The sequence below is a fragment of the Pseudomonas sp. WPR_5_2 genome (assembly GCF_003634475.1).
Lineage (GTDB): Bacteria > Pseudomonadota > Gammaproteobacteria > Pseudomonadales > Pseudomonadaceae > Aquipseudomonas > Aquipseudomonas izuensis.
Genome location: NZ_RBLA01000006.1, coordinates 355933 through 378572, shown reverse-complemented (window position 1 = coordinate 378572; position 22640 = coordinate 355933). Strand labels below are relative to the sequence as shown.

21 protein-coding genes, 1 tRNA gene and 1 pseudogene are annotated in these 22640 nt (G+C 59.9%); 10 read left to right on the top strand and 13 right to left on the bottom strand.

The window, feature by feature from the left end; genetic code table 11:
* Positions 1-11: 11 nt before the first annotated feature.
* From BJ917_RS32830 to BJ917_RS22845, 3 genes and pseudogenes are all read left to right on the top strand, one after another.
* Positions 12-1244 (top strand): annotated as a pseudogene (locus BJ917_RS32830) (chemotaxis protein); the annotation flags it as partial.
* Positions 1245-1394: 150 nt separating this feature from the next.
* Positions 1395-2150 (top strand): methyl-accepting chemotaxis protein, encoded by a 756-nt coding sequence (locus tag BJ917_RS32825; RefSeq protein ID WP_372237755.1) that lies wholly within the window; start codon positions 1395-1397, stop codon positions 2148-2150.
* Between the two features lie 174 nt (positions 2151-2324).
* Positions 2325-3674, top strand: a complete 1350-nt coding sequence (locus BJ917_RS22845) for a CoA transferase (RefSeq protein WP_121104645.1) — start codon at positions 2325-2327, stop codon at positions 3672-3674.
* Between the two features lie 120 nt (positions 3675-3794).
* On the opposite strand, the gene BJ917_RS22840 is transcribed toward BJ917_RS22845, so the two are convergent.
* Complete coding sequence (locus tag BJ917_RS22840) at positions 3795-4658, bottom strand: DNA-3-methyladenine glycosylase (protein ID WP_096509358.1); 864 nt, start codon at positions 4656-4658, stop codon at positions 3795-3797.
* Positions 4659-4885: 227 nt separating this feature from the next.
* On the opposite strand from BJ917_RS22840, the gene BJ917_RS22830 reads away from it, so the two are divergent.
* A complete protein-coding gene (locus BJ917_RS22830; protein WP_096509357.1) occupies positions 4886-6394 on the top strand; it encodes a sigma-54-dependent transcriptional regulator in 1509 nt (502 codons plus the stop codon).
* 206 nt (positions 6395-6600) lie between these two features.
* Here the strand turns inward: BJ917_RS22830 and BJ917_RS22825 are convergent, their stop codons facing one another.
* Complete coding sequence (locus BJ917_RS22825; RefSeq protein ID WP_121104642.1) at positions 6601-6792, bottom strand: hypothetical protein; 192 nt, start codon at positions 6790-6792, stop codon at positions 6601-6603.
* 40 nt (positions 6793-6832) lie between these two features.
* On the opposite strand from BJ917_RS22825, the gene gcvH reads away from it, so the two are divergent.
* The 6 genes from gcvH to BJ917_RS22795 all read left to right on the top strand — a co-directional run bounded on the left by gcvH (position 6833) and on the right by BJ917_RS22795 (position 14038).
* Complete coding sequence (gene gcvH / locus BJ917_RS22820; RefSeq protein ID WP_121104639.1) at positions 6833-7216, top strand: glycine cleavage system protein GcvH; 384 nt, start codon at positions 6833-6835, stop codon at positions 7214-7216.
* 11 nt (positions 7217-7227) lie between these two features.
* Positions 7228-10080: an aminomethyl-transferring glycine dehydrogenase gene (gene gcvP / locus BJ917_RS22815; protein WP_121104637.1), complete on the top strand. Its 2853-nt coding sequence runs from the start codon at positions 7228-7230 to the stop codon at positions 10078-10080.
* A 217-nt stretch (positions 10081-10297) separates the two neighbouring features.
* Complete coding sequence (locus BJ917_RS22810; protein WP_096509354.1) at positions 10298-11674, top strand: L-serine ammonia-lyase; 1377 nt, start codon at positions 10298-10300, stop codon at positions 11672-11674.
* A gap of 40 nt (positions 11675-11714) precedes the next feature.
* Positions 11715-12839: a glycine cleavage system aminomethyltransferase GcvT gene (gene gcvT, locus BJ917_RS22805; RefSeq protein WP_121104636.1), complete on the top strand. Its 1125-nt coding sequence runs from the start codon at positions 11715-11717 to the stop codon at positions 12837-12839.
* A 403-nt stretch (positions 12840-13242) separates the two neighbouring features.
* A complete protein-coding gene (locus tag BJ917_RS22800) occupies positions 13243-13455 on the top strand; it encodes a cold-shock protein (RefSeq protein ID WP_007977299.1) in 213 nt (70 codons plus the stop codon).
* Positions 13456-13549: 94 nt separating this feature from the next.
* Entirely contained in the window at positions 13550-14038 is a 489-nt protein-coding gene (locus BJ917_RS22795; protein ID WP_096509352.1) for an RDD family protein, read from the top strand.
* A 131-nt stretch (positions 14039-14169) separates the two neighbouring features.
* On the opposite strand, the gene nadA is transcribed toward BJ917_RS22795, so the two are convergent.
* From nadA to ybgC, 11 genes are all read right to left on the bottom strand, one after another.
* Positions 14170-15228 carry a quinolinate synthase NadA gene (nadA, locus tag BJ917_RS22790; protein ID WP_096509351.1) on the bottom strand — a complete coding sequence of 353 codons (1059 nt, stop codon included), beginning with the start codon at positions 15226-15228 and terminating at the stop codon, positions 14170-14172.
* A 272-nt stretch (positions 15229-15500) separates the two neighbouring features.
* Positions 15501-15576, bottom strand: a tRNA-Lys gene (locus BJ917_RS22785).
* 63 nt (positions 15577-15639) lie between these two features.
* The gene (gene queC, locus BJ917_RS22780) at positions 15640-16332 is read right to left on the bottom strand and encodes a 7-cyano-7-deazaguanine synthase QueC (RefSeq protein WP_096509350.1); all 693 of its coding nucleotides are present in this window, start codon (positions 16330-16332) and stop codon (positions 15640-15642) included.
* A 1-nt stretch (position 16333) separates the two neighbouring features.
* Complete coding sequence (gene queE, locus BJ917_RS22775) at positions 16334-16981, bottom strand: 7-carboxy-7-deazaguanine synthase QueE (RefSeq protein WP_096509349.1); 648 nt, start codon at positions 16979-16981, stop codon at positions 16334-16336.
* Positions 16982-17147: 166 nt separating this feature from the next.
* Positions 17148-17993 carry a tol-pal system protein YbgF gene (gene ybgF / locus BJ917_RS22770; RefSeq protein WP_121104634.1) on the bottom strand — a complete coding sequence of 282 codons (846 nt, stop codon included), beginning with the start codon at positions 17991-17993 and terminating at the stop codon, positions 17148-17150.
* 6 nt (positions 17994-17999) lie between these two features.
* Entirely contained in the window at positions 18000-18497 is a 498-nt protein-coding gene (gene pal / locus BJ917_RS22765; RefSeq protein ID WP_003178634.1) for a peptidoglycan-associated lipoprotein Pal, read from the bottom strand.
* Positions 18498-18549: 52 nt separating this feature from the next.
* Entirely contained in the window at positions 18550-19830 is a 1281-nt protein-coding gene (tolB, locus tag BJ917_RS22760) for a Tol-Pal system beta propeller repeat protein TolB (protein ID WP_172901656.1), read from the bottom strand.
* 17 nt (positions 19831-19847) lie between these two features.
* Positions 19848-20927 carry a cell envelope integrity protein TolA gene (gene tolA / locus BJ917_RS22755; protein WP_096509346.1) on the bottom strand — a complete coding sequence of 360 codons (1080 nt, stop codon included), beginning with the start codon at positions 20925-20927 and terminating at the stop codon, positions 19848-19850.
* Positions 20927-21379 (bottom strand): protein TolR, encoded by a 453-nt coding sequence (gene tolR / locus BJ917_RS22750; RefSeq protein ID WP_172901655.1) that lies wholly within the window; start codon positions 21377-21379, stop codon positions 20927-20929. Before tolR ends, tolA begins: the two co-directional genes overlap by 1 nt.
* Positions 21380-21402: 23 nt before the next feature.
* Positions 21403-22098, bottom strand: coding sequence for a protein TolQ (gene tolQ / locus BJ917_RS22745; protein WP_060539647.1), 696 nt, complete (start codon positions 22096-22098; stop codon positions 21403-21405).
* A complete protein-coding gene (gene ybgC / locus BJ917_RS22740; protein WP_008027788.1) occupies positions 22088-22555 on the bottom strand; it encodes a tol-pal system-associated acyl-CoA thioesterase in 468 nt (155 codons plus the stop codon). Before ybgC ends, tolQ begins: the two co-directional genes overlap by 11 nt.
* Between the last annotated feature and the right edge of the window lie 85 nt (positions 22556-22640).

The window sequence follows — 22640 nt, the reverse complement described above, 5'->3', positions numbered from 1 at the left end:
GAGTTCGCCCTATGTTCGACTCACTGTCCATCCGCCTGAAAACTGTCCTGCTCTCCGGTCTGTGCCTGCTCGGCGTAGTCACGTTGATCGTGGGCATGAACGTCTACCAGACCAACCAGAATGATGAGCTGGTCAGTGCCTCCAGCCGCAAGATGCTCACCGAGAGTGTGCAGAACCTGTTGCAGGCCAAGGCGGCCGAGCAGGCGGTGCGGGTGCAGAAGACCTTCGGCGAGACCCTGACTGTGGTGACCGCCCTGGCGGATCAGATCAAGGACATGCGCGCCATGGCCGCCAAGCGTTCACTTGAGCCCGGTGCCCTGCGTGAAGAGTTGAACCAGAGCCTGAAAACCGCCTTCGAGCGCAACGGCAAAGTGCTGGGTATCTGGCTGGCGTTCGAACCCAATGGCCTGGACGGCAAGGACAGTGAGTTCGTCAGTGACGCCGCCCGCCAGTCCAACGAAATCGGCCGGTTCGCGACCTATTGGAGCCGTGCCGGGGGTGAAGCGCTCAACACAATCATGGTCGAAGAGGACATGACCAAAACCACCCTGAACCTCAGCGGTACGCCCTACAACGTCTGGTACACCTGCCCTCGGGACAGCAAGCGCACCTGCCTGCTCGACCCTTACGCCGATACGGTGGGCGGCAAGGAAGTGTTGATGACCACCATTTCCGTGCCGCTGCTGGTGGAGGGCAAATCCATCGGCGTGGTCGGTATCGATATCGCCCTCGATGCCCTGCAAGCCGCGGCGGTCGACGCCCAGCGCGAACTGTTCAACAGTGCCGGGCACATGTTGATTGTTTCCGGCACGGGTGTCATGGCTGCCTACAGTGTCGATGCAACGAAGGTCGGCAAAAGCATCGGCGATACCCTCGGCGCAGTTGGCAAGGACGCGCTGCAACTGCTGGGCGTCGGCGCACCGAAGGTGCTCGAACAAGGTGACCTGATCCGCGCGGTGTCCCCGGTCAGCCCGATTGCCGACGCCAAGGCCTGGGGCGTGGTGATCGACCTGCCCAAGCAAGTGTTGCTGGCCGACTCGGTGAAACTGCAAGCGGTGCTCGACGACGCCCGGCAAAGCGGCACGATCAAGGCAGTGGGTGTGGCGATCATTGCCGGGCTGATCGGTTTGCTGCTGATCTGGCTCACCGCCTCGGGCGTTACCCGGCCGATCAACAGCGTGGCCGACATGCTCAAGGCGATTGCCAGCGGCGACGGCGACCTGACTCAACGCCTGCACTACGGCAAAAAGGATGAACTGGGCGAGTTGGTCAGTTGGTTCAACCGCTTCCTCGACAAGCTGCAACCGACCATCGCGCAAATCAAGCAGAGCATCACCGACGCCCGCGGCACGGCCGACCAGTCTTCGGAAATCGCCCGCCAGACCAGCGAAGGCATGCAGGTGCAGTTCCGCGAAATCGACCAGGTTGCCACCGCGTCCAACGAAATGAGCGCCACCGCCCACGACGTTGCCAACAGTGCGTCGAACGCCGCCAATGCCGCCAAGGGCGCCGACCAGTCGGCTCGCGATGGCATGCAGATCATCGAGCGCAGTACCCGCGACATCAATCAACTGGCCGACGAAGTCAGCAAGGCCGTAAGTGAAGTTGAAGCACTGGCGGTGAACAGTGAGCAGATCGGTTCGGTGCTGGAGGTGATCCGCAGCATCGCCGAACAAACCAACCTGCTGGCGCTGAACGCGGCGATTGAAGCCGCCCGTGCCGGTGAGAGCGGTCGCGGGTTTGCGGTGGTGGCCGATGAAGTGCGCAACCTGGCCAAACGCACCCAGGACTCGGTCGAGGAAATCCGCCTGGTGATCGAGCGCATCCAGAGCGGTACTCGCGGCGTGGTCGCCACCATGCATTCGAGCCAGACCCAGGCCCACAGCAACGCCGGACAGATCCAGCAAGCGGTGCAGGCCTTGAGCAAAATCAGCGACGCGGTCACCGTCATCAGTGACATGAACCTGCAAATCGCCAGCGCCGCCGAACAGCAAAGCGCCGTGGCCGAAGAGGTCAACCGCAACGTCTCGGCGATCCGCACCGTCACCGAAACCCTGACCGGACAGGCCACCGAATCGGCGCAGATCAGCAGCCAACTCAACAACCTGACCACCCACCAGATGAAACTGATGGATCAGTTCCGGGTTTAGCGATCCCGCCGCAAATCCCGTGTGGGAGCGAGCCTGCTCGCGAAGAGGGCGTATCAGTCGACATCAATGGTGGCTGACACTCCGCTTTCGCGAGCAGGCTCGCTCCCACAAGGTTTTCATCAAGCCTGAACGGATTTTGATCTATGCTCGGGCTCTCGCTCCGGAGGGCCTTCGATGACTGATTTACTCACGTCCATTCAAGCCGCACTCGGCTTGCCGCACACGCCAATCCCCTTCACTTCCACGGGCGCCCTGCCCTCGGCGTTTGCCGTCACGGACCTGGCCTGTGCCAGCATCGCCGTCGCCGGCCAGGCCATCAGTGAATTGTTGCACCAACAAACAGGACGCTTGCCCGGCCTCGAAGTCGACCGGCGCCTGGCCTCCTTCTGGTTCGCGAGTTCGATCCGACCGTTGGGCTGGAGTGTTCCGCCACTGTGGGACCCCATCGCCGGTGACTATGCCGCCAAGGATGGCTGGATTCGCCTGCACACCAATGCCCCCCATCACCGCGCCGCCGCAGAATCGGTGCTTGGCGCCTGCGCTGACCGTGCAGGGGTAGCGAGCAAAGTGGCGCAATGGGCCAAGAGTGATCTGGAGCAGGCCGTGGTCGATGCCGGTGGCTGCGCCGCCGAAATGCGCAGCCGGGAGCAGTGGCAGGTCCATCCACAAGGCCAGGCTGTGAACGCCGAACCGTTGATTCAGTTCGCCGCCCACCATAGCCATAACACCAAACCCTGGCGGGGATCGGTGGCGCAACCGTTGGCCGGGATCAAGGTGCTGGATTTGACCCGCGTACTCGCCGGTCCCGTCGCCAGCCGTTTTCTCGCCGGCCTGGGTGCCGACGTCTTGCGCATCGACCCGCCCACCTGGAACGAACCGGGTGTCGTACCGGAAATGACGCTGGGCAAGCGCTGTGCTCGCCTGGACCTGCGTGAGAAAGCCGACCGCAGCGTGTTCGAAAGCCTGCTCAAGGATGCCGACATCGTGATCCACGGCTACCGCGCCGATGCTTTGGAAGGTTTGGGGTACGGTGTCCGTGACCGGCAAAAACTGGCTCCCGGGCTGATCGACGTTTGCCTCAATGCCTATGGCTGGAGCGGCCCGTGGCAGAATCGCCGTGGCTTCGACAGCCTGGTGCAGATGAGCAGCGGCATTGCCGAAGCCGGTATGCAGTGGAAAAAAACCGATAAACCGACGCCCCTTCCACTGCAAGCCCTCGATCACGCCACCGGGTATCTGATGGCGGCCAGCGCGATCACCTTGTTGGCAGAGCGCTTGCGCAGCGGACAAGGTGGTTCGGCACGGCTGTCGTTGGCGCGCACGGCGAAGTTGTTGATCGAGAATGGCACCGATACCGGGCAGCCGTTGCGGGCAGAGGATGAAAGCGATCAGGGGATGCTGGTCGAACAGACGCCTTGGGGGCCGGCGCATCGGTTGCAGGTGCCGCTGAAAATCACCGGTACGCCGTTGCAGTGGGCGATTGCGGCCTCTGAATTGGGTTCCCATCGCCCGCAGTGGTGGTGACCTTCCGGACGCCATCGCGGGCAAGCCTTGCTCCCACAGTTGATCGTCTTCGCTCCTACTGTGGGAGCAAGGCTTGCCCGCGATGGCGTCAGTTCAATCAACACAAAAGCAGGGCCAGCCTCAATCCGACCGACTCAACGAAGTCCAAAGCAACTGCGCCGCATACCCCCGATACGGCCGCCACCCTTCAGCCCGCAACGACAACTGCCGCGCTGTCACGCCCTGCCCCTCAAGCGCTGCCAAGGCATTGATCAACCCCACATCCCCCGTGGGAAACCCATTCATCTCGCGCAACTGCCGCAGGGCAATGTATTGCGCCGTCCAGTCACCTATGCCGTACAAGGCCAGCAAGCGCGCCACACCGCCCTGCCGACCCGGTTCGAACAGCAACGGATCATCGAGCAATGCCCGGGCCACGCCCGACAATGTGCGGCCACGGCTTTTCGGCATCCCCAATGCCGCCAGATCCGCCATCGCCAAGACCTCGGCCTCAGGAAACACGTGGCTCAAGCCACCCTGCGGCGTGGTCATTGGCACGCCGTATTGCGCCACCAGTTTCCCCGCCAGTTTGATCGCGGCCCCCACCGTAATCTGCTGGCCCAACACCGCACGAATCGCCAATTCCAGTCCGTCCCAGGCCCCCGGCACACGCAGTCCCGGACGCTCGGCAATCAACCGCGCCAGCAGCGGATCAGCCGCCAAATGCTGATGAATCGAGGGCAGGTCGGCATCCAGGTCAAACATCCGTCGCACCCGCGCGACGATCTCGGGCACGGCCGCCGGGTCGGGGAAGTCGAGTGTCAGCTCCAGTGAGTCCGCTGTCGCAGGCTTGATCGACAGGCTGCCGTGAGCACCTTTCAAGCCGATGGAGCGCGAGTAAACGCCGTCGACCACTTCTTCCATTCCGGCAATTGCCCGCGCCGACAAAAAGCCGAGCATCGCCGGCCAGTCGTAAGGTGGTTGATACGCAAGCAACAACTTCATGGTGGTCCCTCAAATTGATCAAAGTGACCAGACTATCCTTTGTGGGAGCGAGCCTGCTCGCGAAAGCGGAGTGTCAGCCAACACTGCTGTCGACTGACACGCCCTCTTCGCGAGCAGGCTCGCTCCCACAGTGGAAACATCCCTGCCTGCAGCGCGCAGGATTTCACCAAACGCCCGCCCCAAGGCATACTTGCCACCCTCCGCACTCCAGAACCTGAAACCGCCCCATGCGTATCCACGTCAGCTTCATCGACCGCGTCGGTATTACCCAGGAAGTCCTGGCCTTGCTCGGTGGGCGCAATCTCAATCTGGATGCGGTGGAAATGATTCCGCCCAACGTCTATATCGACGCGCCGACCCTCAGTCCGGACGTCCTCGAAGAGCTGCGCGATGCGTTGCTCAGCGTGCGCGGCGTGCAGGCGATGACAGTGGTCGACATCCTGCCCGGCCAGCGTCGGCACCTGCAGCTCGATGCACTGTTGGCGGCCATGACCGATCCGGTGCTGGCTTTAGACAGTGCCGGCAAGGTGCTGCTGGGCAATCCCGCGCTGATTGCCCTGTATGGCCGCGAACCGGCCGGTGAAAGCGTTGCCGACCTGTTCGGCGACCCGGCGCTGCTCGACACCCTGCTCGAACACGGCTTTCGCTTGCCGCTGCGGGAAATCACGGTGAACGGCCAGACGTTGTTGCTGGACGCCACGCCGATCACTGACGCCGGCGCCCTGCTGACCCTGTATCAACCGAACCGCATCGGCGAACAGCTGTCGGCGCTGCACCACGACCACGCCGAAGGTTTCGATGCGCTGCTGGGCGAATCGCCGGTGATCCGCACGCTCAAGGTCCGCGCGCAACGGGTGGCAGCCCTTGATGCGCCACTGTTGATCCAGGGTGAAACCGGCACCGGCAAGGAACTGGTGGCCCGGGCCTGCCACGCCATCAGTGCGCGGCACAATTCACCGTTTCTGGCGTTGAACTGTGCGGCGCTGCCGGAGAATCTCGCCGAAAGCGAACTGTTCGGCTATGCCCCCGGCGCCTTCACCGGCGCACAACGGGGTGGCAAGCCGGGGCTGATGGAGCTGGCCAACCAGGGCACGGTGTTCCTCGATGAAATCGGCGAGATGTCGCCGTACTTGCAGGCCAAGTTGCTGCGTTTCCTCAACGACGGCAGTTTCCGTCGGGTCGGTGGCGATCGCGAAGTGAAGGTCAACGTACGCATTCTCAGCGCGACCCACCGCAACCTGGAAAAGATGGTCAGCGAAGGCCAGTTCCGCGAAGACCTTTTTTACCGCCTCAATGTCCTCAATGTCGAAGTCCCGCCGCTGCGTGAGCGCGGCCAGGACATTCTGCTGCTGGCCCGCTACTTCATGCAGCAAGCCTGCGCGCAGATCCAGCGCCCGGTGTGTCGCCTGGCGCCGGGCACTTATCCCGCCCTGCTGGGTAATCGCTGGCCGGGTAACGTGCGTCAACTGCAAAACGTGATTTTCCGCGCCGCGGCCATTTGCGAAAGCAGCCTGGTGGACATCGGCGACCTCGACATTGCCGGCACGTCGGTGGCGCGCCAGAGCGACCAGGACATCGACAGCCTGGAACAGGCCATGGACGAGTTCGAAAAAACCCTCCTGGAAAAACTCTACGTCAGCTACCCCTCGACCCGCCAACTGGCGAGCCGCCTGCAAACCTCCCACACCGCGATCGCTCATCGATTGCGCAAGTACGGTATTCCCAACAAACCGTAATCCCGCTACCAACACAAAACCCTGTGGGAGCGAGCCTGCTCGCGAAAGCGGTGTGACTGTCAAATAAGCTTCGACTGACACTCCGTCTTCGCGAGCAGGCTCGCTCCCACAGAGATTGTGTGTTTGTCCTGAAAATCACTTCAAAAACGACCTCCACCTGTACTGAAAGCGCTACAGCGGAACGATATCGCTACACCCCTCTCCGATCAGCGTCCTGCAAGGCTTTGATCCACTTCAGCTTTTATCTTCACTTGCATCTGTAGCGATTTCGCTACAGCAAGCAAATCAATCGCCTTCTGAAAACATTCTAAGTCGTTGATTATTAACAATAAAAAAACATTGGCCGTGTTCTTGCTTAGTAACCACTCATAAATCAGGGCAAATGCCCAAGCATTCAATCGCGTCCACCAGACGAGTCTGGCCCCTTAGGAGTTTTCCATGAGCGAATTGCGTTTTACTGAAGATCACGAATGGCTGCGCACCGAAGCTGACGGCACTGTCACAGTCGGCATTACCGCTTTCGCACAGAACGCACTGGGCGACGTGGTTTTCGTACAACTGCCGGAGCTGCAGTCCTACGACAAGGGCGCTGAAGCGGCCACCGTGGAATCGGTAAAGGCGGCCAGCGGCGTTTACATGCCTCTGGACGGTAAAGTGCTGGAAGTGAATCCGGCGCTGGACAGCAGCCCGGAACTGGTCAACGAAGACCCGCTGGGTGAAGGCTGGTTCTTCCGCTTCCAACCCGCTGACGCTTCGGCTGTCGCCAAACTGCTGGATCAGGACGCTTACGACCGTCTGATCAAAGCCCAAGCCGAAGCCTGAGGAGCACCGACATGACCCAGGTCAACCTGACTACTGCCAACGAATTCATCGCCCGTCACATCGGCCCGCGCGCCGGCGACGAGCAAGCCATGCTCAACAGCCTCGGTTTCGACTCCCTGGAAGCCCTGAGCGCCAGCGTCATCCCCGACAGCATCAAGGGCACCAGCGTCCTCGGCCTCGAAGACGGCCTGAGCGAAGCCGACGCCCTGGCGTTGATCAAATCCATCGCCAGCAAAAACCAGCTGTTCAAGACTTACATTGGCCAGGGTTACTACGGCACCCACACGCCGTCGCCAATCCTGCGCAACCTGTTGGAAAACCCGGCCTGGTACACCGCCTACACCCCGTACCAGCCGGAGATTTCCCAGGGCCGCCTCGAAGCGCTGCTGAACTTCCAGACCCTGATCAGCGACCTCACCGGCCTGCCGATCGCCAACGCCTCCCTGCTCGACGAAGCCACCGCCGCCGCCGAAGCCATGACCTTCTGCAAGCGCCTGAGCAAGAACAAGGGCAGCCACAAATTCTTCGCGTCCGTGCATTGCCACCCGCAGACCCTCGACGTACTGCGCACCCGTGCCGAGCCGCTGGGCATCGAAGTAGTGGTGGGCGACGAACTTGAACTGACTGACGTGACCCCGTTCTTCGGCGCCCTGCTGCAATATCCAGCGAGCAACGGTGACCTGTTCGACTACCGCGAACTGACCGAACGTTTCCACGCCGCCAACGCCCTGGTAGCGGTAGCCGCCGACCTGCTGGCCCTGACCCTGCTGACCCCACCGGGCGAATTTGGCGCCGACGTGGCCATCGGCAGTGCACAACGTTTTGGCGTTCCGCTGGGCTTCGGCGGCCCGCACGCTGCGTACTTCTCCACCAAGGATGCGTTCAAACGCGACATGCCGGGCCGTCTGGTCGGCGTCTCCGTGGACCGTTTCGGCAAGCCGGCCCTGCGCCTGGCCATGCAGACCCGCGAACAGCACATCCGCCGCGAGAAGGCCACTTCGAACATCTGTACCGCGCAAGTGCTGCTGGCCAACATCGCCAGCATGTACGCCGTGTACCACGGCCCGAAAGGCCTGACGCAGATCGCCAATCGCGTGCATCACCTCACCGCGATTCTGGCCAAGGGCCTGAGCAATCTCGGTCTGCAAGTTGAACAAGTCAGCTTCTTCGACACCCTGACCCTGAACACCGGCGCCCACACCGCCGCGCTGCACGAAAAAGCGCGCGCGCAACAGATCAACCTGCGCGTGGTCGATGCCGAGCGTCTGGGCCTGTCCCTCGACGAAACCAGCACCCAGGCCGACATCGAAACCCTGTGGAGCCTGCTGGCCAACGGCAAGGCGCTGCCGGACTTCGCCGCTGTCGCCACCTCGGTACAAAGCACCATCCCGGCCGCGCTGGTGCGCCAGTCGCCGATCCTCAGCCACCCGGTGTTCAACCGTTATCACTCGGAAACCGAGCTGATGCGCTACCTGCGCAAACTGGCCGACAAGGACCTGGCGCTGGACCGCACCATGATCCCGCTGGGTTCGTGCACCATGAAACTCAACGCCGCCAGCGAAATGATCCCGGTGACCTGGGCCGAATTTGGTGCGCTGCATCCGTTTGCCCCGGCCGAGCAGAGCGCCGGCTACCAGCAACTGACCGACGAACTGGAAGCGATGCTCTGCGCCGCCACCGGTTACGACTCGATCTCGCTGCAACCGAACGCCGGTTCCCAGGGTGAATACGCAGGTCTCCTGGCGATTCGTGCCTACCACCAGAGCCGTGGCGAAGACCGTCGCGACATCTGCCTGATCCCGTCGTCGGCTCACGGCACCAACCCCGCCACCGCGCAAATGGCCGGCATGCGTGTGGTTGTCACCGCCTGCGACGCCCGCGGCAACGTCGACATCGAAGACTTGCGCGCCAAGGCCATCGAGCACCGCGAACACCTCGCCGCGCTGATGATCACCTACCCGTCCACCCACGGTGTGTTCGAGGAAGGCATCCGCGAGATCTGCGGCATCATTCACGACAACGGCGGCCAGGTGTACATCGACGGCGCCAACATGAATGCCATGGTCGGCCTCTGCGCGCCGGGCAAGTTCGGCGGCGACGTATCGCACCTGAACCTGCACAAGACCTTCTGCATCCCCCACGGCGGTGGCGGTCCGGGTGTCGGCCCGATCGGCGTCAAATCGCACCTCACTCCTTTCCTGCCGGGCCACGCGCAAATGGCACGCAAGGAAGGCGCGGTCTGTGCGGCACCGTTCGGCAGCGCGAGCATTTTGCCGATCACCTGGATGTACATCCGCATGATGGGTGGCGCCGGCCTGAAACGCGCTTCGCAGTTGGCGATCCTCAACGCCAACTACATTTCCCGCCGCCTCGAAGAGCACTACCCAGTGCTGTATACCGGCAGCAATGGCCTGGTGGCGCACGAGTGCATCCTCGACCTGCGTCCGCTGAAAGACAGCAGCGGCATCAGCGTCGATGACGTGGCCAAGCGCCTGATCGACTTCGGCTTCCATGCCCCGACCATGTCGTTCCCGGTGGCCGGTACGCTGATGATCGAGCCGACCGAAAGCGAATCCAAGGAAGAACTGGACCGCTTCTGCGACGCCATGATCCGCATCCGCGAAGAAATCCGCGCGGTGGAAAACGGTACCCTGGACAAGGACGACAACCCGCTGAAAAACGCCCCGCACACGGCGGCAGAGCTGGTCGGCGAGTGGTCGCACCCGTACAGCCGCGAGCAGGCGGTGTATCCGGTCGCGTCGCTGATCGAAGGCAAATACTGGCCGCCGGTCGGTCGCGTCGACAACGTGTTCGGCGATCGCAACCTGGTTTGCGCCTGCCCGTCGATCGAAAGCTACGCTTAAGGCAATAAAGGGGCGGGTTCGCTCGCCCCCGTTTTCAAGAACACCACAAAACCCTGTGGGAGCTGCGGTGCGACGATTCGACTTGCCAGCGATGAAGGCCTGACCGTCACCCATGACGTGGCTGAGAGATCGCCATCGCTGGCAAGCCAGCTCCCACAGGGGTTGTGCCAAGTCTCACATTCCGCCAATTCCTATAACAAGAAACCGGAGAACAACCATGTCGTTAAGCGTGTTCGACCTGTTCAAGATTGGCATCGGCCCCTCCAGCTCCCACACCGTCGGTCCAATGCGCGCCGCCGCGCGCTTCGTCGAAGGCTTGCGCCGTGACGGGCTGCTGACGGCCACCACCTGCGTCAAGGTCGAGCTCTACGGCTCACTCGGCGCCACCGGCAAGGGCCATGGCAGCGACAAAGCGGTGCTGCTCGGCCTGGAAGGCGAACACCCGGATACCGTGGACACCGAAACCGTCGCCGCCCGCCTGCAAGCCATTCGCGGCAACGGACGCTTGAACCTGCTCGGCGAACACAGCATTGCGTTCAACGAGAAAGAACACCTGGCGATGATTCGCAAACCGTTGGCCTATCACCCCAACGGCATGATTTTTCGCGCATTCGACGCCGCGGGCCTGCAAATCCGCAGCCGCGAGTACTACTCGGTGGGCGGCGGTTTTGTCGTCGATGAAGACGCCGCCGGCGCCGACCGCATCGTCGAAGACTCGACCCCCCTGACCTTTCCCTTCAAAAACGCCAAGGAACTGCTCGGTCATTGCGCCACCTACGGCTTGTCCATCAGCCAGGTGATGCTGACCAACGAAAGTGCATGGCGTCCGGAAGCGGAAACCCGTGCCGGCCTGTTGAAGATCTGGCAGGTCATGCAGGACTGCGTCGCCGCCGGTTGCCGTAACGAAGGCATTCTGCCCGGTGGCCTGAAGGTCAAGCGCCGGGCGGCCGCGCTGTATCGGCAATTGTGCAAGAACCCGGAATCGTCCCTGCGCGATCCGCTGTCGGTGCTGGACTGGGTCAACCTGTACGCCCTGGCGGTCAACGAAGAAAACGCCAATGGCGGGCGTGTCGTCACGGCCCCCACCAACGGTGCGGCCGGGATCATTCCGGCGGTGTTGCATTACTACATGCGTTTCATTCCTACGGCGAACGATGACGGGGTGGTGCGCTTTCTGCTGACCGCCGCGGCCATCGGCATCCTGTACAAGGAAAACGCCTCGATTTCCGGCGCCGAAGTCGGCTGCCAGGGTGAGGTCGGCGTGGCGTGTTCCATGGCGGCCGGGGCCTTGTGCGAAGTCCTCGGCGGCACGGTGCAACAAGTGGAAAACGCTGCGGAAATCGGCATGGAACACAACCTGGGCCTGACCTGCGACCCGATTGGCGGTCTGGTGCAGGTGCCTTGCATCGAGCGCAATGCCATGGGTTCGGTCAAGGCCATCAATGCGGTGCGCATGGCCATGCGGGGTGACGGACAGCACTTCGTCTCCCTCGACAAGGTCATCCGCACCATGCGCCAGACAGGCGCCGACATGAAAAGCAAATACAAGGAAACCGCCCGTGGCGGTTTGGCGGTCAACATTATCGAGTGCTGATGTGCGCTCACCTGCATAAGCACTTTTTCAGGAGCTGAATATGTCCACCGAACAACTGTTGAAAACCCCATTGCACGCACTGCACATCGAACTGGGCGCGCGCATGGTGCCCTTCGCCGGCTATGACATGCCCGTGCAATACCCGTTGGGCGTGATGAAAGAGCACCAGCACACCCGTGATCAGGCCGGGTTGTTCGATGTTTCGCACATGGGCCAGATCCGCCTGACCGGCGCCAATGCCGCCAAGGCCCTGGAAACCCTGGTACCGGTGGATATCATTGACTTGCCGGTAGGCATGCAGCGCTATGCGATGTTCACCAATGAGACCGGCGGCATCCTCGACGACCTGATGGTTGCCAACCTGGGTAACGATGAACTGTTCCTGGTGGTCAACGCGGCTTGCAAGGATCAGGACCTGGCGCATCTGCGCAAACACATTGGCGAACAATGCGCGATCGAACCGCTGTTCGAAGAGCGCGCCCTGCTCGCCCTGCAAGGTCCGGCGGCGGTCACTGTGCTGGCACGTCTGGCACCGGAAGTGGCGAAGATGACGTTCATGCAGTTCGCTCGCGTGAAACTGCTGGGCGTGGACTGCTTTGTCAGCCGCTCGGGCTACACCGGTGAAGACGGTTTCGAAATCTCTGTGCCGGCCGCCAGTGCCGAAGCCCTTGCCCGCGCCCTGCTGGCGGAGCCGGAAGTCGAAGCCATCGGCTTGGGCGCGCGCGACTCGCTGCGCCTGGAAGCCGGCCTGTGCCTGTACGGCCACGATATGAACACCGACACCACCCCGATCGAAGCCAGCCTGCTGTGGGCCATCTCCCAGCCACGTCGTGCCGATGGCGCACGTGCGGGTGGTTTCCCTGGGGCTGAAAGCGTATTTGCCCAACAACAGGGCGGTGTCAGCCGCAAGCGCATCGGCCTTCTGCCACAGGAACGCACCCCGGTGCGTGAAGGTGCCGAGATCGTCAACGAAGCGGGCGAGATCATCGGAAGCGTCTGCAGCGGCGGTTTCGGGCCGACCCTGGGCGGTCCTTTGGCGATGGGTTACCTCGACAGCGCTTATATCGCTCTCGATACACAGGTATGGGCAATTGTTCGTGGGAAAAAGGTTCCTTTGCTTGTAAGCAAAATGCCATTTGTTCCACAACGCTACTATCGCGGCTGATTGATTGTTCCTATAAGTAACGCGGTTGCGTTAACAGTGCACTAATGTGTAACGCAACCGCCATAAAAGAGTGCATCGTTTGGCTCTAAGCTTCGATTATGAACTTTGCTTATAACGTTCGAAAACAATTGAACAAGCGTATCGAATAAGCAGCCACCATGAGCCGACAAACTGCCAGCAACCTGAGGAAATCCGGGGCTTGGCAGGGGCTTGTTTTTTCTCCCATAGTTGGCGTAGAGTTTGTTCACTGTGTTTGCATGGGTCGCTTGGAATCGTGACCTGGGCAGTAGCCTACAAGTTAGCTACATCCCGTTCGACGTCTTCTTACTCTCCTGCAACCAGCCCCAGTACTCTTTCATGAGAAGGAGACTGTCATTAATTTTAGCGTCAAAGGAAATAAGAAATGTCCCAACGTCAGAGCGGTACCGTCAAGTGGTTTAACGACGAGAAAGGTTTTGGTTTTATCACTCCAGAAAGCGGTCCGGATCTGTTCGTACATTTCCGCGCTATTCAGGGCAACGGTTTCAAGAGCCTGAAAGAAGGCCAGAAAGTGACCTTCATCGCCGTGCAAGGCCAGAAAGGCATGCAGGCTGACGAAGTACAAGCAGAAGCCTAATCTTCTGTTACGAAAAAGCCCCTGATGCTGACATCAGGGGCTTTTTTGTGCGCGTAAATCCGTAAAATGGTTTCTTTTTTCGCCGAGAGCCGCCATGTCGAAACACCTGCTTAACCCCCAGGGCGAATTTCCTGCCGCTGGCCTGGGTCGTCGTCTGGCCGCGATGTTCTATGACTTCCTGCTGTGCACCGCCCTGCTGATCGTCACCAGTGGCATTTACAAAATGATCCAGATGGCAATCATCGGCGAAGACAAAATGCGCGCGCTCACAGAGGCCGGGGCACTTGATGGCGACCCGCTGCTCTCGACCGTGTTGTTGTTCGTACTGTTTGGCTTTTTCGCCAAATTCTGGACCTGGTCCGGCCAGACTCTGGGTATGCAGGTCTGGTGCATCCGTGTACAGAACGCCGACGGCTCCTCCATCAGCCTGTGGCAAGCGCTGTTGCGCTTCGTGGTGTCGATCGCATCGCTGCTGTGCGTTGGCCTGGGGTTCTTCTGGTCGCTGTTCGACAAGCAGCACCGCAGCTGGCACGACATGTACTCCAATACCCGGCTGGTGCGGATTCCCAAGAAGACCAAGTAATCCCGAAAAGCACAAACCAATGTGGGAGCGAGCCTGCTCGCGAAGAGGGAGTGTCAGCCGACATTAATGTTGCTGATACACCGCTTTCGCGAGCAGGCTCGCTCCCACAGTTTTTTGCGATTTGACAGCTATTAAGCGTTCCCGGCCAACTTCATCCGCGCAGCCTGGGTGAAGTCCAGCATGCGCTTGAGCGGTCGAATGGCCTGAGGAACCAGCGCAGGATCGACAAAGATCTCGTTTGCCCCCTCCTTCAAGCTCTTGAGCGTGCGCTCAAGGGTGTTCATCGCCATCCATGGACAGTGTGCACAACTGCGGCATGCGGCGCCGTTACCGGCCGTGGGCGCTTCGATAAACACCTTGTCCGGGCACAACTGCTGCATCTTGTAGAAGATGCCGCGGTCGGTGGCGACGATCAGGGTCTTGTTCGGCAGGCTCTGCGCCGCTGCAATCAACTGACTGGTGGAGCCGACAGCGTCTGCCAGTTCGATCACGGAGGTCGGCGATTCCGGGTGCACCAAGATCGCGGCATCGGGATACAGCGCCTTCATGTCTTCGAGCTGCTTGGACTTGAACTCTTCGTGAACGATGCAGGCACCGTCCCACAGCAGCATGTCGGCACCAGTCTGGCGTTGAATGTAGGTGCCCAGATGCTTGTCCGGCCCCCAGATAATGGTTTCGCCGTTATCCATCAGGCTTTCGACGATTTCCAGCGCACAGCTTGAAGTCACCACCCAATCCGCCCGGGCCTTTACTGCCGCCGATGTATTGGCATAGACCACCACCGTGCGCTCGGGATGCTGGTCGCAGAACGCGGAAAACTCGTCGACCGGGCAACCCAGGTCCAGCGAGCACGTCGCCTCCAGCGTCGGCATCAGGATGCGTTTTTCGGGGTTGAGGATCTTGGCCGTTTCGCCCATGAACTTCACGCCGGCGACCACTACGGTCTTGGCCGGATGTGCATTACCGAAGCGGGCCATCTCCAGCGAGTCGGAGACGCAACCACCGGTTTCTTCGGCCAGGGCCTGAATGATCGGATCGCAATAGAAGTGGGCGACCAGCACCGCGTCCTGAGCCTTGAGCTCGGCAGCGATGGCGGCGCGGTAATAGGCCTCTTCGTCGGCTGTCAGCGGCTTGGGCTGCTTGGCGTCGAGGTGGGCTTGAACCAGAAGGCGTTCGGAAATCTGCGTCATGTTCGCAAGACCTGCAGGCGCATTCGCGCGAAAGTCGAGTATACACCCGGCTCCGGACCCATCAGGGTACCGCCGGGAAAGTGAGTATTCATCAGGCACGGACAGCGTTGAAGCTGCGCAAGGCTACAGAATATCCCGTGGATGCAAAAGATGATTCTGACCTGTGTCGTGCAGTGCTGCCCAAGAACCGGGCGGAGGTAAATCGCGGGCAAAAAAAAATCCGGAAATCCTCACTTTCGTGGGCCTTCCAGACTTTTAAAACAGCTTGAAAATGGTGGGTCGTGTGGGATTCGAACCTACGACCAATTGGTTAAAAGCCAACTGCTCTACCAACTGAGCTAACGACCCGCTGTGTGGTGGCGCGTATAATACTGATTTTTAAGGACTATTCAACACCTATTTTAAAATAAATCAAAAATAAGGTGTTGGGTCGCTGATTCCGGCTGCCGCAAAGCCTTCAGCACGCAGGCGGCAGCTGTCGCATTTGCCGCAGGCACGGCCGTTATCGTCGGCCTGATAGCAGGAAACGGTCAGGCCGTAATTGACCCCAAGCTTCACACCTGCCTGGACGATCTGCGCCTTGCTGAGGTTTTGCAGCGGTGCCTGGATACGGAAGCCATTACCTTCCACACCCGCCTTGGTCGCCAGGTTCGCCATGCGCTCGAACGACTCGATGAATTCGGGACGGCAGTCCGGGTAGCCGGAGTAATCCACGGCATTGACGCCGATGAAGATGTCCCGTGCGCCCAGCACTTCAGCCCAGCCGAGTGCCAGGGACAGGAATACCGTGTTGCGCGCAGGCACATAAGTGACCGGAATGCCCTCACCCAACTCTTCCGGAATATCGATGCTGCTATCAGTCAGCGCCGAGCCCCCCATTCCGTTCAGGTTGAGGCCGATTACCTTGTGTTCCACGACACCCAAGTCACGGGCAACACGTTCGGCTGCGTACAGTTCGGCGTGAGAACGCTGACCATAATCGAAGCTCATGGTGTAGCAGCTGTAACCTTCGGCACGTGCCATGGCGACGACAGTGGCCGAATCCAGGCCACCGGACAGCAGGATGACCGCACGTTTTTCCGCAGTGTTCAGTTGTTCCGTCATTTCAGCGCCCCGGCTCATCGTTCCAAAGATATTTATGCAACTGCAGTTGCAGACGTACTGGCAGGTTGTCCGCTACCACCCAGTCGGCCAGATCCCGAGCATTGAGGTCGTGATGGCTTGGCGAGAACAGAACCTCACCGGCGCGCTGGTCCAGACCATATTGAATCAGCTTGGAAACAGACCAGTCATAGTCTTCCCGCGAGCAGATGACAAATTTCACCTGATCGTTGGGCGTGAGCAGTTCAATGTTTTCGTAACGATTGCGATGCGCTTCTTTAGAACCCGGGGTTTTCAGGTCGACGACGCGACTGACCCGAGGATCCACCGCCGAGATATCGAGCGAACCACTGGTTTCCAGCGACACTTCGTAACCGGCATCACACAACCGCTTGAGCAAAGGAATGGCGTTGGGTTGCGCCAGGGGCTCGCCGCCCGTGACACAGACATAACGCGGGCGGAATCCGGCCACTTGCTCGAGGATATCGTCGAGCGTGCGAATGGTCCCGCCGGTGAACGCGTAGGCGCTGTCGCAGTATTGGCAACGCAACGGGCAACCGGTCAGGCGCACAAAAACCGTGGGCAGGCCGGCAGTCCGAGTTTCACCCTGCAACGAGTAGAAAACTTCGGTGATTCTCAATGTGTCTTGCATAGTCGCCACGGGCGTAACAGCTAAACAGGCTGTCCGCCTCCGTCAGGCACTTCAAGGAACCCCGGCAATGCGCAGATTCCAAAAAGCGTGTTTCAGAAAAAGGGTGTGAATTCTAACGAAAAAACCCGCGACAAGCGCGGGTTTCTTTGAAACGGGTCAAGCAGGCTTACATTTTCTGCAGATCGCGCTGGGCCAACTGAGCGGCGGAAGTGCCCGGATATTGGGAAACCACCTGCTGCAAAATGCCTTTGACCCGGTCGGTATGACCAAGGCGACGCTCTACATCAGCGAGCTTGTACAGCGAATCAGGCACCTTGGCGTGCTTGGGATAAAGCTGCGAAACCTTGGCAAATGCCTGACCTGCACCTTGCAGATCGCCTTTGGCCAGGTTCACTTCGCCCAACCAGTACTGGGCATTGCCCGCGTATTGGCTATTCGGGTATTTGCGCAGGAATGCGGAGAAAGCCTGGCTGGCCTTGTCGAAATCCTTGGCTTTGATCAGGTCGAAGGCCGCGTCGTAATAGAGCTTTTCCTTCGCCGGGTCTGCCGGTTCGCTGCCCGCTGCAGGTGCCTGAGCGGCTGCCGCCCCCGCGGCTGCGCCTGCACCTGCTGCAGCACCGGGGGCATTCAAATCACCACCGGTGGAAGAATTTTCTGGAGTCGCGGCTGGTGCAACGCCCGATCCTATGCGCCGATCAAGATCCTGGTATCGCTCCAGGTTCTCTTGCTTCATGCGCGCTACATCATTTTGCAGAACTTCGATTGCACCTTGCTGGCGCTCGATTTGTTGCTGCATTGATTGCAGTTGGTTGAACAGCTCGCCCTGTGCCGAGACAGGGGCCGAAACCCCTCCCCCGGCATAGGCGCCGTTCGTACCGTAACCCGCAGGCGGATAACTACTCCCGCTATTGTTATAGCCGGAGTTGTCTTCGACCACAGGAACCGCAGCCCACACCGCAAGCGGTGCGAGACTGAGAGCCAAAACAGTTACAGCACGACGGCACGTTCGCATGACGAATTACTTACGCAGTTCGACGCGACGGTTTTGAGCCCAGGACTGCTCGTCGTTGCCGGTAGCAACTGGACGCTCTTCGCCGTAGGAAACCAGTTCCAGCTGAGCTGGGGAAACACCTTGCAGTACCAGGTAGCGCTGAACGGCTTTCGCACGACGCTCGCCCAGTGCCATGTTGTACTCACGAGTACCACGTTCGTCGGTGTTGCCTTCCAGAACAACGCGAGCGCCGTTTGCTTTCAGGTCTTTGGCGTGAACGTCCAGAGCGCGCATGGCTTCTGGCTTCAGGTCCGAGCTGTCGTATTCGAAGTAGAAAGTGGTGATAGCGCGCAGTGCAGCTTCTTCGCTCAGGGAGCCGTCAACTGCACCAGTGTTTGCGCCGTAACCAGCGTTTGGATCTACTGCGCCTTCACCGGCATTGTCGCCGCCTTTGGACGAGCAACCTACAGCTACAGCCATGGCGAGAGCCAGCGCAGCAAATTTACCAAACTTCAGCATTTCCATCGTGAAACTCCTAATGAACCCCAGTGTGTTAAGTAAAACGTATAGCGCCGCGTCAGTTCAGGAAAGGGGACCAGGAAGGTTCTCTGACTTCGCCTTGTGCGGTAGGAAGTGGGAGCCTTACGCGTCCATTGATGGACACGAGCATCAAGACTCCCCGGCCCTGCTGGCGGGTGGCGTAGATTACCATGGTGCCGTTGGGCGCAACAGTAGGCGACTCGTCCAGAGTGCTATCAGTGAGGATCTTTACACTACCGCGCTGCAAATCCTGAGCCGCCACTTTGAAATTGGTAAAACCGTCCTGGCGGTGAATCATCACGAGGGTCTTTTCGTCCGCCGACAACTTAGGGTTGGCGTTGTAGTTACCGACGAAAGTCACACGCTCGGCACCGCCGCCACCGACGCTGGTTTTATAAATCTGTGGTTTGCCGCCACGGTCGGACGTGAAGTAGATGGTCGAGCCATCCTTGCCCCAGAACGGTTCGGTGTTGATACCAGGACCGTTGGTGACGCGGGTGATCTGACGCGAACCGAGGTTCATGACATAGATGTCCGGGTTGCCGTCTTTCGACAACACGAACGCCAGGCGATTGCCATCGGGCGACCAGGCTGGCGCGCCGTTCAGGCCTTCGAAGTTGGTGATCTGTTCACGGCGACCGGTATCGATGTTCTGCATGAACACCCGAGGACGCTTCTGCTCGAATGAAACGTAGGCGATGCGCTTGCCATCCGGTGCGAAACGTGGCGACAGGATCGGCTCGCGCGATTGCAGCAGGGTTACCGCACGGGCACCGTCATAGTCGGAACGTTGCAGCGTGTAGCGAGTGTTCTTCTCGGAGAAACGCTCGGCCGTCACGTACAGCAGGCGAGTCGAAAACGCACCTTTGATACCGGTGAGTTTTTCGAACGACTGGTCGGCGATGTAGTGCGACATGTCGCGCAATTGATCGACGCCACCCGACACACTGCCGGTCAGCACTTGCTGCTCGGTAGCAACGTTGAACAGTGCGTATTGCACCTGCAGGCGACCGCCCGCAGGAACAATGCTGCCCACCATGACGTACTGGGCGCCCAGCGCCTTGAAGTCACGGAAGATGATTTCGCTGGCCTGGCTTGGCTGGCTGATCATGTTCTGCTTTGGAATCGGCGAGTAGTAACCCGAGTTGCGCAGGTCGTTACCGATGATTTCAGCCATGTCATCCGGCAACACGCTGCCGCCCTGATTGCCGAACGGCACGACTGCAATCGGGGTGGCCCGATCGCTGCCGCTGGTAACCAGAATGTTTTTCTCATCTGCCATCGCGATCCCTGCCATGCAGCAGATCACGACGAGCATTCCTCGAAGGAGGTTTCTCACGGGGCTAGATCCTCAGGTGTGAATGTCATCTTGAATGAACGATACGGAGCAAAATCGCTCGGCTTCATTCCCTGCATTTCTGTCAAACGTCCAATATTCTTCACTGCCGCTACGGCTGAAGCGTCAAACGGACCGTCGCCACTGGACTTGAGCACCTTGACCGAAGTCACCGTACCGTCCGGCAACATGCCGATTTGCAGCTGAACCGTCATGCCTTTGCGGGCCGAAGGTGGACGAGCCCAGCCTTCCGCTGCACGTAGTCGAATCAGGTCATCGAAACTGCCGGCGACTTCGTCACCTCGCTCATCGGCCAAGGCCTGCTGACGCTGCGGCGTGTCGGAAAGCAAATCTGCCAGGGCCTGAGCCTTTTTGTCTTCGGCGGACTTTTTCGCCGCGTCCTGCGATTTCTTCTTCGCAGCATCGGCAGCAGCTTTCTTCTTCGCTTCTTCGGCGACTTTCTTCTTCGCCTCCTCAGCTTCAGCTTTCTTCTTGGCGTCTTCCGCGGCTTTCTTCTTCGCGTCTTCGACGATCTTTTTCTTCGCTTCTTCAGCGGCCGCTTTCTTGGCCTCTTCTTCAGCAGCCTTCTTGGCTTCTTCTTCAGCTTTCTTCTTGGCTATATCAGCCAATTGTTTCTCTTCTGCCTTCTTGGCTTCGGCGGCCTTTTTCGCGTCGTCAGCTTTCTTGGCTTCATCAGCCTTTTTCGCCTCTTCCGCTTTCTTGGACTCGTCGGCCTTCTTGGCTTCCTCGGCCTTTTGAGCCGCTTCTTCTTTCTTTTGTTCCGCAGCCTTCACTGCTTCCTGCTCAACCTTCTTCTGTTCCAACTGCTCTTCTTCGGTCTGGCGTGCGGCGGATTTCTTCGCCTCACCCGCAATCTTCTGATTGGTCTGGGTGGTTGCCTGACTTTTGGATTTCAGCTGGTACAAGGTCGCCTGGACAATCGGTTTGGCCGGCGGCAGCTCCGGTGTGAAGGCAAAACTGACGAACAGCATGCCGAACACCAGCACGTGCAAGCCAATCGCCCAGACACTAGGCCAGAAGTAGCTTTCCGAGGCGGACGGCTCTCGCTGTTGCTGCATCAGGGCGCCTCGGTAATCAAGCCAACATTACCGACCCCGGCTTTCTGCAACCCGCCCATGGCACCCATGACGGCACCGTAGTCGACGCTCTTGTCGCCGCGAATGAAGACCTGGGTACGCTTGCCGCCTTCGTTGCCGGCGCGAATGATCTTGGTGACCGCGTCCGTCATCTGCGGCAGGGTCATGGCGCGATCTTGTTGCTTCTCTGTGTCGACTTCGCTGCCAAGGTTCCAGTAATAGGTCTTGTCAGCCTTGATCGAAATGGTCAGGACCTGGGTGTTGTTGTCCTGCGGCAAGGCTTCGCTGGAAACCTTCGGCAGATCAACTTTCACGCCCTGATTGAGCATCGGCGCGGTCACCATGAAGATGACCAGCAGCACCAACATCACGTCGATGTAAGGCACCACGTTCATCTCGGCGACCGGCTTGCGCTTGTGTCGAGCTCGAGCGATTAAAGCCATTGGAAATTACCTGCTTATTCTTCGCTGGTGTGCACTTTGCGGTGCAGGATCGCCTGGAATTCGTCGGCGAAGGTGTAGTAACGGCTCAGCAGGGTTTCGCTGCGAGCAGAAAAGCGGTTGTAAGCGATAACGGCCGGGATGGCGGCGAACAGGCCGATCGCGGTGGCGATCAGGGCTTCGGCGATACCTGGCGCCACAGTGGCCAGGGTCGCTTGCTGGGCAGTCGCCAGACCGCGGAAGGAGTTCATGATGCCCCAGACGGTACCGAACAGACCGATGTACGGGCTGACAGAGCCGACGGTGGCCAGGAACGGCAGGCTCTGCTCGAGCTTTTCTTCTTCACGGGAAATGGCTACGCGCATGGCACGGGCAACGCCCTCCATGACTGCTTCCGGATCAACGCCCGGCTGCTGGCGCAAACGGGAGAATTCCTTGAAGCCGGCGCGGAAGATCTGCTCGACACCCGAGTCCGGGTCCGGATTGCTGCCAGCCTGACGGTAGAGCTTGGACAGATCGATGCCCGACCAGAAGCGCTCTTCAAAGCTCTCCAGGGCACGTCGACCGGCACGTATCAGATTGCTGCGCTGAAAGATCATGATCCATGAGGTCACCGATGCGGCTACCAGGGTCAGCATTACCAGTTGCACCACGATACTGGCATTGCTGACCAGGCTCCACATGGAGGAATGGTCGACGACGTTAGCTTCCACGCTTTATCTCCTGCTTTGAGTGTGTACCCGCGCCGCTCACGTCGGCGAAGGCCGCTCGTAGAGCTTCGGGAATGGCCCGGGGTTTTAAACTTTCAGTGCGCACACAGGCCACCAGAAACTGCCCTTCGCAGAGCAGTGCATTATCCGTAGCCCGCCTGACCTGCTGCTTGAAGCGCAGGCTGACCCGGTTCAATTCGATTACTTCAGCGCTTACCAGCAGCTCATCGTCCAGTCGCGCCGGCGCGTGGTAGCGCGCTTCGCTGGAATGCACGACGAACAACAGGTCCTCCCCTGCCAGCTGCGATTGGGCAAAGCCCAGCTCTCGGAGCCGCTCGGTTCGAGCCCGTTCCATAAACTTGAGGTAATTGACGTAATACACGATGCCGCCCGCATCGGTGTCCTCGTAATAAACGCGACAACGATGTGCGAAAGGCTCAAGCCCGTTTTGCGCGCGCATACTCTAGTGCTTACTCCTCGGGTTGCCAATCCGGCCAGGCAACTGTTTTTCATTGTTCTGCGGCTTTCTCGCAAAAGTACGGTCC

Excerpts from the sequence above, each read along its gene's own strand:
- queC (WP_096509350.1), bottom strand. The coding sequence starts at position 16,332 with ATGACGGAACAACTGAACACTGCGGAAAAACGTGCGGTCATCCTGCTG.
- ybgC (WP_008027788.1), bottom strand. The coding sequence starts at position 22,555 with ATGCGCGCGCAAAACGGGCTTGAGCCTTTCGCACATCGTTGTCGCGTT.
- tolB (WP_172901656.1), bottom strand. The coding sequence starts at position 19,830 with ATGCTCGTCGTGATCTGCTGCATGGCAGGGATCGCGATGGCAGATGAG.
- gcvT (WP_121104636.1), top strand. The coding sequence starts at position 11,715 with ATGTCCACCGAACAACTGTTGAAAACCCCATTGCACGCACTGCACATC.
- BJ917_RS22810 (WP_096509354.1), top strand. The coding sequence starts at position 10,298 with ATGTCGTTAAGCGTGTTCGACCTGTTCAAGATTGGCATCGGCCCCTCC.
- BJ917_RS22800 (WP_007977299.1), top strand. The coding sequence starts at position 13,243 with ATGTCCCAACGTCAGAGCGGTACCGTCAAGTGGTTTAACGACGAGAAA.
- queE (WP_096509349.1), bottom strand. The coding sequence starts at position 16,981 with ATGCAAGACACATTGAGAATCACCGAAGTTTTCTACTCGTTGCAGGGT.
- gcvP (WP_121104637.1), top strand. The coding sequence starts at position 7,228 with ATGACCCAGGTCAACCTGACTACTGCCAACGAATTCATCGCCCGTCAC.
- BJ917_RS32825 (WP_372237755.1), top strand. The coding sequence starts at position 1,395 with ATGCAGGTGCAGTTCCGCGAAATCGACCAGGTTGCCACCGCGTCCAAC.
- BJ917_RS22840 (WP_096509358.1), bottom strand. The coding sequence starts at position 4,658 with ATGAAGTTGTTGCTTGCGTATCAACCACCTTACGACTGGCCGGCGATG.
- BJ917_RS22830 (WP_096509357.1), top strand. The coding sequence starts at position 4,886 with ATGCGTATCCACGTCAGCTTCATCGACCGCGTCGGTATTACCCAGGAA.
- ybgF (WP_121104634.1), bottom strand. The coding sequence starts at position 17,993 with ATGCGAACGTGCCGTCGTGCTGTAACTGTTTTGGCTCTCAGTCTCGCA.
- pal (WP_003178634.1), bottom strand. The coding sequence starts at position 18,497 with ATGGAAATGCTGAAGTTTGGTAAATTTGCTGCGCTGGCTCTCGCCATG.
- nadA (WP_096509351.1), bottom strand. The coding sequence starts at position 15,228 with ATGACGCAGATTTCCGAACGCCTTCTGGTTCAAGCCCACCTCGACGCC.
- tolA (WP_096509346.1), bottom strand. The coding sequence starts at position 20,927 with ATGCAGCAACAGCGAGAGCCGTCCGCCTCGGAAAGCTACTTCTGGCCT.
- BJ917_RS22795 (WP_096509352.1), top strand. The coding sequence starts at position 13,550 with ATGTCGAAACACCTGCTTAACCCCCAGGGCGAATTTCCTGCCGCTGGC.
- BJ917_RS22845 (WP_121104645.1), top strand. The coding sequence starts at position 2,325 with ATGACTGATTTACTCACGTCCATTCAAGCCGCACTCGGCTTGCCGCAC.
- gcvH (WP_121104639.1), top strand. The coding sequence starts at position 6,833 with ATGAGCGAATTGCGTTTTACTGAAGATCACGAATGGCTGCGCACCGAA.